Origin of the sequence: Oceaniradius stylonematis, assembly GCF_965223445.1 — a bacterium.
GTDB classification, from domain to species: domain Bacteria; phylum Pseudomonadota; class Alphaproteobacteria; order Rhizobiales; family Rhizobiaceae; genus Roseitalea; species Roseitalea stylonematis.
Genome location: NZ_OZ244994.1, coordinates 1,274,458 through 1,289,814 on the forward strand (window position 1 = coordinate 1,274,458; position 15,357 = coordinate 1,289,814).

The window sequence follows — 15,357 nt, forward strand, 5'->3', positions numbered from 1 at the left end:
AATGCCGTCACGCGGCGGGCGGCGCCTCGTCGTCCGGCCGCACATCGATGATGACGCTGCCGCGCTTGTGCCGCGTCTCGACCCGCTCATGGGCTCTGCCGATTTCAGATAACGGATAGCGGCTGTCGATGACCGGATTCAGCGCGCCCGTCGCGGCCATGTCGGCAATCGCCTCGACATCGGCCTGCGCGTCGCCCGAAACGTGCAGCCCGATCCGCTGGCGGCTCCTTGTGATGGCGCATCGAATGGCCGTCAGCACGTCACCAATGCCGAACTCCAGCGGCAGGAACAGCCCGTCGGCGTTCAAAAGCCGGCGCGCCCGGGCAAAGCGCACAATGCCGGCCGTATCGAAGACGAGATCGAAGTTCCCGCCGATTTCGTTCAGGTCTTCCTTGCGATAATCGACGACGCGATCGGCACCCAGATCCGCAACAAGCTTCACATTGTCCGTGCTGGTCACGCCGGTGACATGGGCGCCCATGTGCCGCGCGATCTGCACCGCATGGACACCCACGCCTCCGGAGGCGCCGATGATCAGGATTCGCTGGCCGGATTTCAGCCTGGCGAAATCGCGCAGGAAGACAAGCGCCGTCACCGCGCCGAACGGCAGACTGGCGGCCTCGGCGTGAGACAGAGCCGGCGGCTTGGCGGCCAGCGCCCCATCCTCGTCGATGGCAAGATAGTCGGCATGCGCGCCCGATCCGGCATTGCCGAAGACCGCATCGCCAGTCGCAAAACGGGTCACTCTCGAACCGGTGCGAGCGACCACGCCGGAAAACTCCATGCCGAGGACGCGGTTCCGCGGCCGGGAAAGGCCGGTCATCAAACGGCCGGCCAGCCACATGCCGCCGGGAAACGCAGAAGCGCGCAGCCGCCAGTCGGCCGTCGTCACGCTCGACGCGTGGACCGCGACGAGAAGCTGGTTGTCGGCGATTACCGGCTCGTCGATCTCGGCGATCGTCACGACATCGCTGCCGCCATAGCGGTCATGGGTCGCTGCGCGCATCTGTGTGCTCCTTCATTGTCCCTTGCCCTTAGACATATGCATCCCGACAGGCCTGGAAAACCGGCAAGATCCGTCCTTGCCGCGATCATGACGGCATAGGCCGGCTCCAGGGCGCAGGCCCCGCCCAAAAGGCGGCGCTGACCACTGGCGGCGAGCCCGCTCCGGTCCTATATTGCTCACGCCGACTGCGCTTTGTGGCAGGAGACAATTCCCCGGGGCCTTACGCATCCTAAGGGAGCTGGCGCTGGCCGGGTCCGTGGACCCGATCATCTGGCACCCACCTACTTCTGTAGGTTCCCGGGATGCCGTTCTCCACCGACTGCCGCGGTTGGCAACCGTCGCCGGCCTGTACCGGCCGGGCACGCCGCCGGATGGAACAATGAACGGGACCAGCGCCGACAAAGCCGATATTCGCGCCATGGCGCTGTCCCGGCGCGACGCGCTCGGCGCCGATCGCCACACCCAGGCCGCGCAGGCGCTGGCCGGCCAGGCGGACGCCATCGGCTTCAAGCCCGGCGACATCGTCTCCGGCTTCTGGCCGATCCGCTCGGAAATCGACCCGCGCCCGCTGATGGAGGCGCTCGCCGCGCGCGGCGCCATGATCGTCCTGCCCGCCGTCATCGACCGCCAGACAATCGTCTTCCGCCGCCATGACCCGGACATGCCGCTGGTCACAGGCTCGTTCGGCACAAGGGCGCCGGGCCCCGAAGCGGAAGAGCTCGATCCCGACCTGATGCTCGTGCCGCTGTCGGCGTTCGACGATGCGGGCAACCGCATCGGCTATGGCGCCGGCCACTACGATCGCGCCATCGCCCGGCTTCACGCCAAGGGCCGATCACCCCGTCTCGTCGGCCTGGCGTTCGAATGCCAGCGCGTCGAGCGGGTCCCTGCCGAACCCCACGATGTGCCGCTTCACACAGTGCTGACCGAAAACGGCTTGCAGGCTCTGCCGACGCAGCGATAGGACGGCTTCATGAGACTGCTCTTTCTGGGGGACATGGTGGGCCGGTCGGGCCGCACCGCCGTTTACGAACGGCTGCCGCGCCTGATCGCCGACCACCATATCGATTTCGCCATCGTCAACGGCGAGAACGCGGCGGGCGGCTTCGGCGTGACCGAGACGATCCTGACTGACACGCTGGACGCGGGCGCCGACGTGATGACCACGGGCAACCATGTCTGGGACCAGCGCGAGGCGCTGGTCTTCGCCGAGCGGCAGGAGCGCTTTTTACGGCCGGCCAACTATCCCGACGGCACGCCCGGCCGCGGCATGGGCGTCTTCGAGGCGCGCAACGGCGCGCGCGTCATGGTCTCCAACCTGATGGGCCGTGTCTTCATGTCGCCCGATCTGGACGATCCGTTCGTCGCCGCCGAACGCCAGCTCGACGGCGGCCGGCTCGGCCGCGATTTCGATTGCGTCGTCTTCGATTTTCACGCCGAGGCAACCTCGGAAAAGGTGTGCTTCGCCCATTTCGTCGATGGCCGCGCCAGCCTGGTCGTCGGCACCCACACCCACACGCCGACCGCCGATCACACCATCTTCGACGGCGGCACGGGCTATATTTCCGATGTCGGCATGTGCGGCGACTATGGCCACTCCCTGGGCATGGAAAAGGAGGAGCCGCTCAACCGCTTCCTGACCAAGGTGCCCAGGGGCCGGTTCGAGGCGGCGACGGGTCCGGCGACCCTGTGCGGTGTCGCCGTCGAGATCTCCGACCGTACGGGCCTGTGCGAACGGATCGCGCCGATCCGCATCGGCCCGCGGCTCGAAGAAACGATGCCGTCCTGGTGGTAGCCACCAGGCAACGGATGCCCGATCGGCGAAGGAGTGCCTGATGCCAGAGCGCAAGACAGTCCCGGCCCTCATGCTTGCGCTGCCGCTGCTCTGGTCGCCGCCGGCCGCCGCGCAGGACGAGATGAGCGAAGCGGAGGCCTTCGTCGCCTCCAACATCATCCACATCGTGCTGCACGAGATCGGCCATGCGGTGATCGACCAGTTCGCCCTGCCGGTCATCGGCCAGGAGGAGGATGCGGCCGACAGCTTCGCCACGCTCGAAGTGCTGACCATCTATGACGATCACGTCGACATCCTGCTCGACGCCGCCGAAGCGATGCTGATCATGCACGATCTGACCGAGGCCGGCGGCACGCCGCTCGACTATTTCGGCGTGCACGATCTCGACATCCAGCGCGGCCTGCGCATCGTCTGCCACGCCGTGGGCCTCGACCCCGAGCGGTATGACGAGGCGGTGCGCTGGACCGAGATGGACCCAGACCAGCAGGCTGCCTGCGAGATCGAGGCGGAAACCGCGATCGAAAGTTGGGACGCGCTGCTCGAACCCTATCTGCGCGAAGAGGGCGCATCCGCCCCGCCGGCGCAGGTCGCGCTCGAAGACAGCGCCCTGCCTGAGATGCGGACCTTTCTGGCGGACACCGGCATCCTGACCGACATTGCCGGCTATGTCGGCGAGACCTTCCGCTGGCCGCAAGTGCCGGCGCTGGTGGCCGCCGACTGCGGCGAAGCCAATGCCTGGTACGACCTCGACACGGTCGAGATCGTCATGTGCTACGAGTTCATCGACGAACTGTTCGCGCTGGCCGAACAGCGCTGAACACGCGGTCGGCCCGAAACATCAATGCCGGAAGATGAAGCGTTCGTCGTTGAAGCGCGGCTCGTAGCGCTTGCAGACATAAACGCGGCACGACGCCGTATCGGCGGCGGGCACGGTTTCGCGCTCGAGCACCTCGCCCAACGCGCAAAAGCTGCGATTGGCGACATAGCGGTCATAGAGCAGATAGTTCGGCACGCGCTTGGAGGCGTGCTGCAGGATCACCGCGCCCTCTCGCTGCACCACCGCCTGCACCGCGGCGCAGGAATTGAGGTCGCTGCGGACGCGGCTGATCGCATCGGCGGGAACGACCGAGGCGGCGAGCATCGCCGCGCCCAGTGCGGCGGCAAGGCCGGCGCCGGCCATCCGGCGGGCTGAACCCAGTCTCATTGCTCTTTCCTCCGCGTTCACTCCGGCGCCAGTCTAAAGGCAAATGTGCCGCCGCTGTGGCGGCCGCCGTTCATCCGCGCCGCGCAAGGCTCGCCGGCACGATGATGGTCGGCCGTTCGGGCAGGTCGCGCACATTGACCGTGATCGCATCGCCATCGAGAAAGTCGACCGCCCAGTCCGTCCCCATCAGGGCGATGAAGCGGTCGATGGAATTGCCGCGCAGGTGCATCGGCAGGACGATCGACGAGCGAAGCCGCGTGGTGATCTCCGCCATGCCCGTATGCGCCATGGTCAGCCCGCCATCGACCGGCACCATGACGATGTCGAGCCGGCCGATCTGCGCGAAATGGTCGTCCGTCAGCCTGTGGTGCAGATGGCCCAGATGGCCGATGCACAGGCCCGCCACCTCGAAGATGAAGATAGAATTCTGGTTCGCCGTCAGCGCGGTCGTGTCCCAGCGCCTGATGTCGGTGGTCACGTTGCGCACATAGACATCGTCGATCACCGTGTCGTGGTCGGCGCCCTCCGGATTGCCGCTGTCCCAGCCCGGAAAGACATGCTCGATCGCCGGATCGGGGTTCAGCGTGAAGTGCGTCGAATGGGCCCGGTTCATGGTGACGACGCGCGGCGTCGGCGTGTGGCCGTAAACGCCGGAAAAGTCGGTGGCGATCGTCACGCCGGCCGGGGTCTCGATCCAGTAGGTGGAATGGCCGGCAAAGCTGATCGTCACATCGCCATCGACCGCCAGCGGGCTGGCGCTAGCCGAGGCGAACATCACGCGCGGCAGAGCCTGCGCGATCGCAAGGCACTGGCTGACCGGCTCGTCGCCGGAAGCCTGCGCCATGGCTGAACTGGCAGAGCCCAGGGGCAGCGCGGCGGCCAGGCCAGAAGCGGTGAGAAGGGCGGTTACAAGGCGGCGCATCGGAACTCCCGAAAACAAACGTCGGTTCCCTCTCCCGGATAGAACGCCCGCGCCTGTCCGCCAGAGGCTCTCACTCCCGGCCGGGCGGTCCCCACTGCTCGGCATAGCGGACGCTCAGAACGTCATAGTCGTCCGGCTGGGCGTCAAAGCGCAACCCGTCTTCGGGGATCAAAACCCAGGCCTGTTTTGACTTCAGCCAGATATGGCCAACCGGTTTCAGCCAGCTTGTGTCGTCGAAGGTTCCACCCTTGATGGTCAGCAGATCCTCATGGGCCGGCCGGTTGTGAAACAGCCGGCTGCCGCAGTGCGGGCAGAATTCGCATACCGTCAGCCTGTCGCCGGACGTCTTGTTGAACTTGGCGGTCTCGCCCTCGACGGACAGGGCCGCACGCCGCACGCGCACCGATATGCCGAACGCCGAAGAGGATTGCCTCTGGCATTCGATGCAATGGCAGCAATAGACGGCCCGGGGCCGCTCGGTCAGCGTGTAGCGGATGGCGCCGCACTGGCAGCCGCCCCGCTGGTGGAATGCATGGCTCATCACGCCCTCACCATTGGAGCCCGGCCGCTTCGGCCTTTTTCATCAGCGGCCCCTGTCGGCCGCGATGATGCTCCTGCAGGTAGAGCATGGTCGCACGAATGTGGCTCTTGGGAATATTCTTCGGATCGATCCTCGCGGCCTCGTTGGCCTCGGCAACGCTCTTGCCCTCCTCCAGCGCGTTCATGAACAGATAGGCGCGCACGGTCTTCACCCCGCGCCGCGAGTTCTCCTTCAGGAGCAGCCAGACAAAAAGGCCGATCATCGCCAACGCCACACCGAATTCGGTCATGCATCTTTCCCCGGAACTGGACCTTGCAATCGTTCTCTCATAAAAGCGCGCGGGATTCCGAAAACGTCAAGCAGAACAGAACCGCCATGGCAGGTCATTCCAAATTCAAGAACATCATGCACCGCAAGGGCCGGCAGGACGCCGCGCGCTCGAAACTCTTCTCGCGCCTGTCCAAGGAGATCACCGTCGCGGTGAAAATGGGCGGCGGCGTCACCGATCCGGACATGAACCCGCGCCTGCGCCTGGCCGTGCAGAACGCCAAGGGCCAGTCCATGCCCAAGGACAACATCCAGCGCGCCATCAACAAGGGCACCGGCGCCGGCGGCGAGGACTATCAGGAGATGCGCTATGAGGGCTATGGGCCCGGCGGCGTCGCGGTCATCGTCGAGGCGCTGACCGACAATCTGAACCGCTCGGCCTCCAACATCCGCGCGGCCTTCTCCAAAAACGGCGGCTCGCTGGGCGAGACCGGCTCGGTCTCCTTCATGTTCGACCGGGTTGGCGAGATCGTCTACAAGCCCGAGGCGGGCGACGCGGACACGGTGATGGAGGCGGCGATCGAAGCGGGCGCCGAGGATGTCGAAACCGATGAGGACGGCCACACCATCACCTGCGCATTCGAGGATCTGGGCGCCGTCTCAAAAGCGCTGGAAGCGACGCTGGGCGAGGCCGAATCCGTCAATGCGATCTGGAAGCCGCAGAACGAGACGCCTGTCGACGAGGACAAGGCGGGCACCCTTCTCAAGCTGCTCGACGCGCTCGACGAGGATGATGACGTCCAGAACGTCTATTCGAACGAGGACATCGCGGACGATGTGATGGAGCGGCTGAGCGCTTGAACGCGTCAGGGCGGCGCCCCTCTCCCCCCTTGAGGGTGAGAAAGCGCGGGCGACCACGCCGTTTCCGCCACGTCCTATGAGGCGCCCTGGCGCTCAACGTGTCCGGCCCCTTCCGCCCCTTCGCCAGCCCGCACCGCAGCAACAATATGCGCGATGGAGTTGGCGTAATATTCCAGCAGCAATTGCTCGTTCAGGTTGGCGCGGTGCAGCCCGTCGTCATTGGCTTCCATGATGTGCCGCATCTTCAGCATGCGGATGCCCGTTTCGAGCATGTAGTCGCGGTCGTGGCGCGGAATGTGCACGTGATAGCCGGCGGCCTCGATCCGCTGGATCAGGTCGAATACCCTGGATTTGAGTTCCAGATCGCCCATCCAGTGGTCCTCGTTCTCGAGCAGCACGGTTGCCACCAGCGCCACCGGCAAGACCGGGATGATGGCGCCGATCTCGCCGAGCAGCGCTTCGCCGAGCTTCTGCACACCGGCGAAATGCGCCTCGCGCGCCTTGCGCTCCACCGGGTCGCCGGTCTCGTGATGGCCGGAGAAATCGATATCGTTTTCTCTGGCGAATTCGGTCAGCGACAGCGGTTCTCCGAAAGAGACGCAGGCATAGCCGTATCGGTAGAGCCGGCCCTGCAAACGCAGCTTGGCCAGATGGGCCAGAAACCCCGCCACCCTGAAAACCCGCACGCGATAGTCCCGGCCGGTCGCCTCGCGCTCCTGCTTTGCCGTCAGGATCCGGTCTTCGAGCACCCGGTCATAGTTGATGCCGACCGGAATGAAGACGATGTCCTTGTCGCCATCGGTCCTGAAACCGGAGACCATGTAGGACAACAGCCCCAGCTTGGGCGGCCGCAGCGTGCCGTCCGGGGAAAGGCCGCCCTCTGGGAACACCGCCTGGGTGACGCCCTGCTTGGTGGCCTTGCGCACATAGGCGGCCAGGACGCGCCGGTAGAGCTGGTTCTTGGAGTTGCGGCGGATGAAATAGGCGCCCATCGAGCGCAACAGCGAATGCAGGAAGATGACCTGCGCCCATTCGCCCACCGCATAGGAGAGCGATGCGCGCTTTGAGGCCAGATAGGTCACCAGCACATAGTCCATGTTCGACCGGTGGTTCATCACGAACACAACGGTGGCGTTCTTCGGAATGCGCTTGAGCGCCTGATCGTCGGTGAAGCCGAGGCGGACGCGATAGGCGAACTGCGACAGCCATTTGGCCGCGCGCGTGCCGATGCCGAAATAGGTCAGCGGCGAAAAGGACGGGACGATCTCCGCGGCGTATTTTTCCGCCTCCTTCATGATCACGGCGCGCGGCGTGCCGCTCTGCTGATGTTGGAGATCGACGGCGGCGATCACGTCGGGATCGTAGAGAAGCTGATCGATAAGCCCTTGCCGGCGCGTCAGGCGAAAGGGCTGGATTTCGAGATCGAGCCGTTCGTTGAGTTCGTCGATGGCATCGTTGACGCGCCGGCGGAAATACCAGCGCACGGACGGCGCGAAGATGCGGTCGAAGATGGCGACAAGGGCGAGAATGCCGAGGATCAGGACAAGCCAGAACGGCATGGCCACCGTGTCCGTCATGTCCGGCCCTCCCCGCCCGATCCGCTGTCAGACTAGCGGCAACGGACCTGCATGTATATTGGCGGGCGGATGGCAGGCGGATGGCGGGCGTCAGGCAATCTCTCGGGACCGCCCCGCCTTCGTGCCCGAGAAGATGCAGCCGCCAAGGAACGTGCCTTCGAGCGCGTTGTAGCCGTGGTAGCCGCCGCCGCCGAAGCCGGCGACTTCGCCCGCCGCGTAAAGGCCCGGCACGGGCGTGTCGTCGGCGCCGATCATCCGGCTGTCGAGATCGGTCTGCAGCCCGCCGAGCGTCTTGCGCGTCAGGATGTGCAGCTTGACGGCGATCAGCGGCCCGTGGGCCGGATCGAGGATCCTGTGCGGCTTGGCCGTGCGGATCAGCCGGTCGCCGAGATAGTTGCGCGCGCCGTTGATCGCCACCACCTGCGCGTCCTTTGCAAAGCGGTTGCCGATCTGGCTGTCGCGCGCCTCGATCTGCGCCCGAAGGTGCGCCGCATCGAGCAGGTTGCCGCCGGCGACCTGGTTCATGCCGGCCACCAGCGCATCGAGATCGCCGGCCACGACGAAATCCTCGCCCTTCTCCTTGAACGCTTCGACAGGCGGCGGCGCGCCCTTGCCGAGCCGCGACTTCAGCACCTCGGTGAACTTTTTCGATGTCAGATCCGGGTTCTGCTCGGAGCCGGACAGGGCGAACTCTTTTTCGATGATCTTTTGGGTCAGCACGAACCAGGAATAATCGTGCCCGGTCTCAAGGATCGTGCGCAGGGTCGACAGCGTGTCGAAACCGGGCATGGCCGGCGCCGGCAACCGGTTGCCCGTCGCATCGAACCACATGGAGGACGGCCCGGGCAGGATGCGGATGCCGTGATGCGGCCAGATCGGCGCCCAGTTCTTCACACCCTCGGTATAGTGCCACATCCGGTCGCCATTGATCACATGCCCGCCGGCCTGCTCGGCGACCGGGATCATCGACCCGTCAACATGGTCGGGCACACCCGAGATCATCGAGGCCGGCGGCTCGCCGAGCCGGCCGCGCGGCCAGTTCCTGCGCACCATCTCGAAATTGCCGCCAATGCCGCCCGAGGTGACGATCACCGACGGTGCAAGCAGTTCGAAATCGCCGACCACGTCGCGGTTGGTCGACGCGCCCCGCTCGGCATCGTCGGCCCGCAGCACCGTGCCCGAGACGCCGCTGGCCGCCCCGTTCGTCATGATGATGCGGTCCACCTTGTGCCGGAAGCGCAACGCGACCAGCCCGGCCTTTTCGTGCGCGCGCACCCGCGCGACAAAGGGCTCGAGCACGCCGGGGCCCGTGCCCCAGGTCACGTGGAAGCGCGGCACCGAGTTGCCGTGCCCGTCGGCGAACGAGCCGCCACGCTCGGCCCAGCCGACCACGGGAAACCAGCGCATGCCCATCGCGTGCAGCCAGCTCCGCATCTCGCCCGAGGCAAAATCGAGATAGGCCTCCGCCCAGCGCCGCGGCCAATGGTCTTCGGGGCGGTCGAACCGGGCCGAGCCGAACCAGTCGTTTTCCGCCAGCGCCCGGCTGTCGCGAATGCGCATGCGGCGCTGCTCGGGCGTGTCGATCATGAACAGGCCGCCGAGCGACCAGAAGGCCTGGCCGCCGAGGTTTTGCGGCGGTTCCTGATCGACCACGATCACGCGCTTGCCGCGATCGCCCAGTTCGGCAGCCGCGACAAGGCCGGCAAGCCCCGCGCCGACAATGATCACATCTGCCTGGTCCATGCGCCTCCCCTTGTTCGACCGAGCTAATCAAGACCGGCACGCCCGCGCAACGCAAAAACGGTCAGCCCCACAGCCCGTCCAGAAGCGGCATGGACGCGATTGCGGCGACCAGCACGATCGACAGCGCCACGCGGCGATAGGTCGTCTCGGTGGAAAGACCGAACAGGCGCGCGCCGAGCAGCAGGCCGACGAAAAAAGCCGGCGAGCAGGCCAGACCCAATGCAATCGATGGCCAGGTCAGAATGCCCGCGATGAAAAAACCGACCAGCGAGAAGAGTTCAACGACAGTCAGATAGACCAGAAGGTTCGACCGCACATTGCCCGCGCCCGTGCGCAGCGCCATCCAGTAGAGGATCACCGGCGGTCCGGACAGGGACGTGGCGCCGCCCAGAAAGCCCGACAGGCCGCCAGTGGCGACCCGCACCGGCACCGTGCGCGGCCCCTTGTACTGCCAGCCGCGCCACAGCAGCATGACGACGATCAGGATCACCACCGACATGAACCAGCGCAGCGCGGTCGGCTCGCCCGCCGTCAGAAAGATGATGCCCGCCGGCAGCAACAGCGCATAGCCGGCAACGACCGGGCCGATTTCGGCAAGGCTCACCCGTTTCATCGCCGGGATCACGAGAGGCAGCGCCGGCAGGGTCTCGATGATCAGGATGACGATGACCGCCACCTGCGGGCTGTAGGCGGCCGCGGCGACGGGCGCGACGATCATCGCCGTGCCGAAGCCGGAGAACCCGCGCACCAGCCCGGCGACCGCCGCAGCGGCCACCACGGCCCAGAACGCCGCATCCAGTTCGAGCGGAAACCCAGTCATGTGACCCCCTTCCACGCCTGTGGCATGTCGTGCCCGCTCGCACAAGCGGCAGGCCGGCCCAGTGTTTTCTTTTTGTTCACATCGGACCGCTAAGCGGATAGCGTTGGCGTGAGGACGAGATGAACGAGACGATTCGCATTATCGGCATCGATCCGGGGCTGCGGCGCACCGGTTGGGGCGTCGTCGACAGCGCGGGCAACGCGCTGCGCTTCGTGGCAGCGGGAACCGTGCGCTCCGATGCGGGCGCCGATCTCGCCGTCCGGCTGTGCCAGATCCACGAGCAGCTCACGGCGGTGATGGGCACGCATACCCCGCACGAAGCCGCCGTCGAAGCCACTTTCGTCAACAAGGATGCGACAGCTACGCTCAAGCTCGGCCAAGCGCGCGGCGTCGCCATGCTCGTCCCGGCGCTGGCGGGGCTGCCGGTCGCCGAATATGCGCCAAATGCGGTCAAGAAGGCGGTCATCGGCGTCGGCCATGGCGGCAAGGGCCAGATCGCCATGATGGTGCGCACGCTTTTGCCCCGGGCGGTGTTCGACACCGAGGACGCCGCAGACGCGCTCGCCATCGCCATCTGCCACAGCCATCATCGCGGCGCAGCCGCGCTGGCAAGGCGGGTTGCTGCACAGGCCTGACGAGGCATTTGTTCTTGACTTGTTCCAGCATCCCCGCTAGGTAATACCTCGGAGGTATTACTCATGCGTGTGACGCGAAAGGGCCAGGTCACGATCCCCAAGCACATCCGCGACAAGCTCGGCATCACCGCCGGCAGCGAGGTCGAGTTTGTGGACCGCGGCGATGACGGTGTGAGGCTTCGTGCCGTCGAGGACAATGCCGAGGACCGGGCGGCCCGGTTTCGGCGCTGGCTCGATCAGGTCAAAGGCACAATCGATCTGGGCGAAAAGACCGTTGACGAGCTGATGCTGGAGATGCGGGGTCCGCGTGATGACATCGACGCTCATTGACACCGATGTTCTGCTCGACCTGCTCGGCGGTGGCGAGCACGCAGCGTGGTCGGCCAGAGCGATGGAAATGGCTTTCGTGTCGGGCACAATAGTGCTTTCGCCGATTGTCTGGTCAGAACTGGGCGGGATGAGCAAAGCCGCCCGAACACTGGACAATGCGTTGAGCCGGCTTCGCCCGGTACGCGAGCACCTTTCCTTCGATGCCGCCTTTCGGGCTGGCACGGCCCACGCAGCCTATCGCCGGCAAGGTGGAAATCGCGAACGGACCCTGCCCGATTTTTTGATCGGCGCACATGCGGAAACATCGGGGCATGTGCTTCTGACCCGCGATCCGAAGCGTTACCGCACCTACTTCCCCGATCTCGACATCATCGCACCGGACACCCATCCATGATCGGTAAACTCAAGGGCACGATAGACGAGATCGCCGAGGATCATGTGATCGTCGACGTGCATGGCGTCGGCTATGTCGCCTACTGCCCGGCGCGGACGCTGTCGGGCCTGAACGCCGGCGAAGCGGCGGTGCTGCACATCGAGACCCATGTGCGCGAGGACCAGATCCGGCTGTTCGGCTTTGCGACCGCGCTCGAGCGCGAATGGTTCCGTCTGCTGCAGGGCGTGCAGGGCGTCGGCGCCAAGGTCGCACTCGCCGTCCTCTCCACCCTGTCGGCGGCCGATCTCGCCAACGCGATCGCGCTTCAGGACAAGGCAATGGTCGCCCGCGCGCCGGGCATCGGCCCCAAGGTCGCCCAGCGCATCGTCACCGAACTCAAGAGCAAGGCGCCCGCCTTTGCAGGCGATGCGGCCGGCGCCATCGGCCTCAAGCAGGAACTGGGCGAGAATGCCGCCCCGGCGCCGGTCGCCGATGCGGTCTCCGCGCTCGCCAATCTCGGTTACAGCCGCGACCAGGCCGCCAACGCGGTCGCCGCCGCGCTCAGGAGCGCCGGCGAGGATGCCGACAGCGCCATGCTGATCCGCCACGGGTTGAAGGAGCTGGCGCGGTGAAACAACAATCCTTGTTTCAAACTTCTTTCCTTACTATATCGAGAATGTAAGGAAAACAGAGCAGGGCAAGGACCATGGGCATCGAGTCCAAAATCACGTCGAAAGGCCAAACGACGATCCCGGCCGAGATCCGTGAGTTTCTGGCGCTGCACCCCGGCGACCGTATCGGCTACGAAATTCGGGACGGCAGGGTCGAGATCGTGCCGAAAAACCGCAGCGCGCTGGATTTCGCCGGTATCTTGCATGATCCGGGCCGAAAACCGGTATCGGTGGAGGAGATGAACGAGGCGATTGGCGCCGCTGTCACCGAGCGATATGAGCGCGCGCGTGATAGGAATTGACACCAACATCATTGTGCGAGTGCTGACGCGTGATGACGAGACGCAATACCAGGCGGCCGTAAAGCTCATTAAGGCAGCCCGCGACAACGGGCCGCTTTTTGTCAATCCGCTGGTGGTAACGGAGGCAGTCTGGGTGCTGGAAAGCGTCTACGAAACAGATCGGCAAGTCGCGCGAACCCAATTGGCCGGCCTTCTGGACACCGTGGAAATGGCGGTGCCGGCGACCCTTGCCATTGGCGAATGGACACGGTGGATGCAATCGATGCACCGGGACATGGCAGACATTGTGATTGCCGAGACAAACCGCGAAAGCGGTTGCACGTTCACTTACACATTCGACAAGAAGGCGGCCAAAACGGTGCCCGGCATGGAACTTCTCGCATGACCGAGCCCGCCCGCCTGATCTCCGCCGACAAGCGCGACGAGGATGCCGACGCCAGCCTGCGGCCGCGCGCGCTCGACGATTTCACCGGACAGGCGGCGGCGCGCGCCAACCTCAAGGTCTTCATCGAGGCGGCCAAGAAGCGCGGCGAGGCGCTCGACCACGTGCTGTTCGTCGGTCCGCCCGGCCTTGGCAAGACCACGCTGGCGCAGATCATGGCCAACGAACTGGGCGTCAATTTCCGCGCCACCTCCGGCCCGGTGATCGCCAAGGCCGGCGATCTGGCGGCGCTCCTGACCAATCTCGAAGAACGCGATGTCCTGTTCATCGACGAGATCCACCGGCTCAACCCGGCGGTTGAGGAAATCCTTTATCCGGCGATGGAGGATTTTCAGCTCGACCTGATCATCGGCGAAGGGCCGGCGGCACGCTCGGTGAAGATCGATCTGGCCAAATTCACCCTCGTCGCCGCCACCACGCGCCTCGGCCTTCTGACGACACCGCTGCGCGACCGGTTCGGCATTCCGGTGCGGCTCAATTTCTACACCGCCGAGGAGCTGGAGACGATCGTCACGCGCGGTGCCCGCATCATGGGCCTGCCGATGAGCGGCGACGGCGCCCGCGAGATCGCCGCCCGCGCCCGCGGCACGCCGCGCATCGCCGGCCGGCTGCTGCGCCGCGTCCGCGATTTCGCCGATGTCGCCGGCGCCACTGAAGTCGACCGCCGCGTCGCCGACGAAGCGCTGTCGCGGCTGGAGGTGGACGCGATCGGGCTTGATGAACTCGACCGGCGCTATCTGGACCAGATCGCCCGCAATTTCGGCGGCGGCCCCGTCGGCATCGAAACCATCGCCGCCGCGCTTTCAGAGCCGCGCGATGCGATCGAGGACATTATCGAGCCGTTCCTGATCCAGCAGGGCTTCATCCAGCGCACGCCGCGGGGCCGAATGCTGACGGCCAATGCGTGGGGCCATCTGGGCCTGACCGCCCCCGCCGACCTCGCGGCCAAGCAGGCCGGGCTGTTCGATGAGGGGGAGTAGGGTCGCCGCCCCGGTCTGCGGGAGAAGGCTACTCCGCGGCAATCAGGCCGCCACGACGTTGGCTATGCGGACGAAGCTGATCTTCGCTTCAAGACCTGAAGGCGGACCGACAGGCACTTTCAGCTTCTTCAAGCCAGTCTTTCCTAAGCTTTTCTGAGCTCCCCACCACCGGCCTAAAGACATGCCTTTGTACATCCTTAGCTCCACAATAAGGGAGAACACAACGAGCCCAAATTGATTGCAGCGGATCTCCGAGTTCGAGCCGCTCTCTTTCCGCATCGGTGTCGGACGTGTTGAAGACGACGGCGCTCCTTAGATGCAAGAGAGCCTCTGGGCGGCCATCTGCAGTTTCAAGGCGATAAGCGACTCCAGGAACGAGAACACGATCCATCCATCCGGCGAGGATCGCAGGGGGCTTTCCCCACCAGTTTGGATGCACAACGAGCAACCCCTCTGCTTCACTGATTTGACTCCTATGTTCTTGAATCAAAGGGTCTTTGGAACGCAGAAGTGCCTCTTCCAAGGAGTCGCCGACAGTGTAAGCTTCTGAGGCCTTCAGGCACGGATCAAACTCTTCTGCGTAGAGGTCGTGGTGAATGATTGTGTGACCGTTAGCCTGCAAACAATTGCGCGCAGCCTTCGAGATCGCATGACAAAAACTATTCGTGCGAGGATGGGCAATAAGGGAAAAAATGTTCAAGTCAGCCTCCTGTAAACGGTGCGGATACTCCCGCGTTACGTTGGCTGTTCACTGGAAGGTTTTTCTGTGCTCAGCCTCGCTGTACCGCGAACAAACAGGGGAACTGCTTTCGGTTGCACGCTCGAAGCTTAGAAGCCCGATATTGATGGTGCAACCGTTGCACGTTCGCGGCTGCAGCGTTTGGAAGG

20 protein-coding genes and 1 other RNA gene are annotated in these 15,357 nt (G+C 65.0%); 12 read left to right on the forward strand and 9 right to left on the reverse strand.

Annotated features, from left to right (window positions below):
• Positions 1-7: 7 nt before the first annotated feature.
• Positions 8-1,006 carry an NAD(P)-dependent alcohol dehydrogenase gene (locus ACOQOU_RS06315; protein ID WP_306025059.1) on the reverse strand — a complete coding sequence of 333 codons (999 nt, stop codon included), beginning with the start codon at positions 1,004-1,006 and terminating at the stop codon, positions 8-10.
• Between the two features lie 179 nt (positions 1,007-1,185).
• On the opposite strand from ACOQOU_RS06315, the gene ssrS reads away from it, so the two are divergent.
• From ssrS to ACOQOU_RS06335, 4 genes are all read left to right on the forward strand, one after another.
• Positions 1,186-1,341, forward strand: a non-coding RNA gene (ssrS, locus tag ACOQOU_RS06320) — 6S RNA.
• 44 nt (positions 1,342-1,385) lie between these two features.
• A complete protein-coding gene (locus ACOQOU_RS06325; protein WP_109768842.1) occupies positions 1,386-1,970 on the forward strand; it encodes a 5-formyltetrahydrofolate cyclo-ligase in 585 nt (194 codons plus the stop codon).
• Between the two features lie 9 nt (positions 1,971-1,979).
• The gene (locus tag ACOQOU_RS06330; protein ID WP_109768798.1) at positions 1,980-2,801 is read left to right on the forward strand and encodes a TIGR00282 family metallophosphoesterase; all 822 of its coding nucleotides are present in this window, start codon (positions 1,980-1,982) and stop codon (positions 2,799-2,801) included.
• Between the two features lie 40 nt (positions 2,802-2,841).
• On the forward strand, positions 2,842-3,618 hold the full coding sequence (locus ACOQOU_RS06335; RefSeq protein ID WP_306025058.1) for a DUF4344 domain-containing metallopeptidase: 777 nt from the start codon (positions 2,842-2,844) through the stop codon (positions 3,616-3,618).
• Between the two features lie 21 nt (positions 3,619-3,639).
• Here the strand turns inward: ACOQOU_RS06335 and ACOQOU_RS06340 are convergent, their stop codons facing one another.
• From ACOQOU_RS06340 to ACOQOU_RS06355, 4 genes are all read right to left on the reverse strand, one after another.
• Positions 3,640-4,005, reverse strand: coding sequence for a hypothetical protein (locus ACOQOU_RS06340; RefSeq protein ID WP_306025057.1), 366 nt, complete (start codon positions 4,003-4,005; stop codon positions 3,640-3,642).
• Positions 4,006-4,075: 70 nt separating this feature from the next.
• A complete protein-coding gene (locus ACOQOU_RS06345; RefSeq protein ID WP_420578853.1) occupies positions 4,076-4,927 on the reverse strand; it encodes an MBL fold metallo-hydrolase in 852 nt (283 codons plus the stop codon).
• A gap of 70 nt (positions 4,928-4,997) precedes the next feature.
• A complete protein-coding gene (locus ACOQOU_RS06350) occupies positions 4,998-5,468 on the reverse strand; it encodes a GFA family protein (protein ID WP_306025056.1) in 471 nt (156 codons plus the stop codon).
• A 7-nt stretch (positions 5,469-5,475) separates the two neighbouring features.
• Complete coding sequence (locus ACOQOU_RS06355) at positions 5,476-5,757, reverse strand: hypothetical protein (protein WP_109768802.1); 282 nt, start codon at positions 5,755-5,757, stop codon at positions 5,476-5,478.
• A gap of 86 nt (positions 5,758-5,843) precedes the next feature.
• On the opposite strand from ACOQOU_RS06355, the gene ACOQOU_RS06360 reads away from it, so the two are divergent.
• Positions 5,844-6,596, forward strand: a complete 753-nt coding sequence (locus tag ACOQOU_RS06360; protein WP_306025055.1) for a YebC/PmpR family DNA-binding transcriptional regulator — start codon at positions 5,844-5,846, stop codon at positions 6,594-6,596.
• A 74-nt stretch (positions 6,597-6,670) separates the two neighbouring features.
• Here ACOQOU_RS06360 and ACOQOU_RS06365 read toward each other — a convergent pair whose 3' ends face one another.
• The 3 genes from ACOQOU_RS06365 to ACOQOU_RS06375 form a co-directional block, all read right to left on the reverse strand.
• Positions 6,671-8,173: a 1-acyl-sn-glycerol-3-phosphate acyltransferase gene (locus ACOQOU_RS06365; protein ID WP_306025054.1), complete on the reverse strand. Its 1,503-nt coding sequence runs from the start codon at positions 8,171-8,173 to the stop codon at positions 6,671-6,673.
• Between the two features lie 90 nt (positions 8,174-8,263).
• Complete coding sequence (locus ACOQOU_RS06370) at positions 8,264-9,916, reverse strand: FAD-binding dehydrogenase (protein ID WP_306025053.1); 1,653 nt, start codon at positions 9,914-9,916, stop codon at positions 8,264-8,266.
• Between the two features lie 61 nt (positions 9,917-9,977).
• Entirely contained in the window at positions 9,978-10,736 is a 759-nt protein-coding gene (locus ACOQOU_RS06375) for a sulfite exporter TauE/SafE family protein (protein WP_109768806.1), read from the reverse strand.
• A 119-nt stretch (positions 10,737-10,855) separates the two neighbouring features.
• Between ACOQOU_RS06375 and ruvC the strand changes: the two genes are divergently transcribed.
• The 7 genes from ruvC (at position 10,856) to ruvB (ending at position 14,469) form a co-directional block, all read left to right on the forward strand.
• Entirely contained in the window at positions 10,856-11,371 is a 516-nt protein-coding gene (ruvC, locus tag ACOQOU_RS06380) for a crossover junction endodeoxyribonuclease RuvC (protein ID WP_109768807.1), read from the forward strand.
• Between the two features lie 63 nt (positions 11,372-11,434).
• Complete coding sequence (locus tag ACOQOU_RS06385; protein ID WP_109768808.1) at positions 11,435-11,701, forward strand: AbrB/MazE/SpoVT family DNA-binding domain-containing protein; 267 nt, start codon at positions 11,435-11,437, stop codon at positions 11,699-11,701.
• A complete protein-coding gene (locus ACOQOU_RS06390) occupies positions 11,682-12,095 on the forward strand; it encodes a type II toxin-antitoxin system VapC family toxin (RefSeq protein WP_306025052.1) in 414 nt (137 codons plus the stop codon). Before ACOQOU_RS06385 ends, ACOQOU_RS06390 begins: the two co-directional genes overlap by 20 nt.
• Positions 12,092-12,706, forward strand: a complete 615-nt coding sequence (gene ruvA, locus ACOQOU_RS06395; protein WP_306025051.1) for a Holliday junction branch migration protein RuvA — start codon at positions 12,092-12,094, stop codon at positions 12,704-12,706. The genes ACOQOU_RS06390 and ruvA overlap by 4 nt, the downstream gene beginning before the upstream one ends.
• A 74-nt stretch (positions 12,707-12,780) precedes the next feature.
• Positions 12,781-13,047, forward strand: coding sequence for an AbrB/MazE/SpoVT family DNA-binding domain-containing protein (locus tag ACOQOU_RS06400; RefSeq protein WP_306025050.1), 267 nt, complete (start codon positions 12,781-12,783; stop codon positions 13,045-13,047).
• Complete coding sequence (locus ACOQOU_RS06405) at positions 13,022-13,432, forward strand: PIN domain-containing protein (protein ID WP_420578854.1); 411 nt, start codon at positions 13,022-13,024, stop codon at positions 13,430-13,432. The genes ACOQOU_RS06400 and ACOQOU_RS06405 overlap by 26 nt, the downstream gene beginning before the upstream one ends.
• Positions 13,429-14,469: a Holliday junction branch migration DNA helicase RuvB gene (gene ruvB, locus ACOQOU_RS06410; RefSeq protein ID WP_306025048.1), complete on the forward strand. Its 1,041-nt coding sequence runs from the start codon at positions 13,429-13,431 to the stop codon at positions 14,467-14,469. The genes ACOQOU_RS06405 and ruvB overlap by 4 nt, the downstream gene beginning before the upstream one ends.
• An 88-nt stretch (positions 14,470-14,557) precedes the next feature.
• Here ruvB and ACOQOU_RS06415 read toward each other — a convergent pair whose 3' ends face one another.
• On the reverse strand, positions 14,558-15,169 hold the full coding sequence (locus ACOQOU_RS06415; RefSeq protein WP_109768814.1) for an NAD(P)H-dependent oxidoreductase: 612 nt from the start codon (positions 15,167-15,169) through the stop codon (positions 14,558-14,560).
• Between the last annotated feature and the right edge of the window lie 188 nt (positions 15,170-15,357).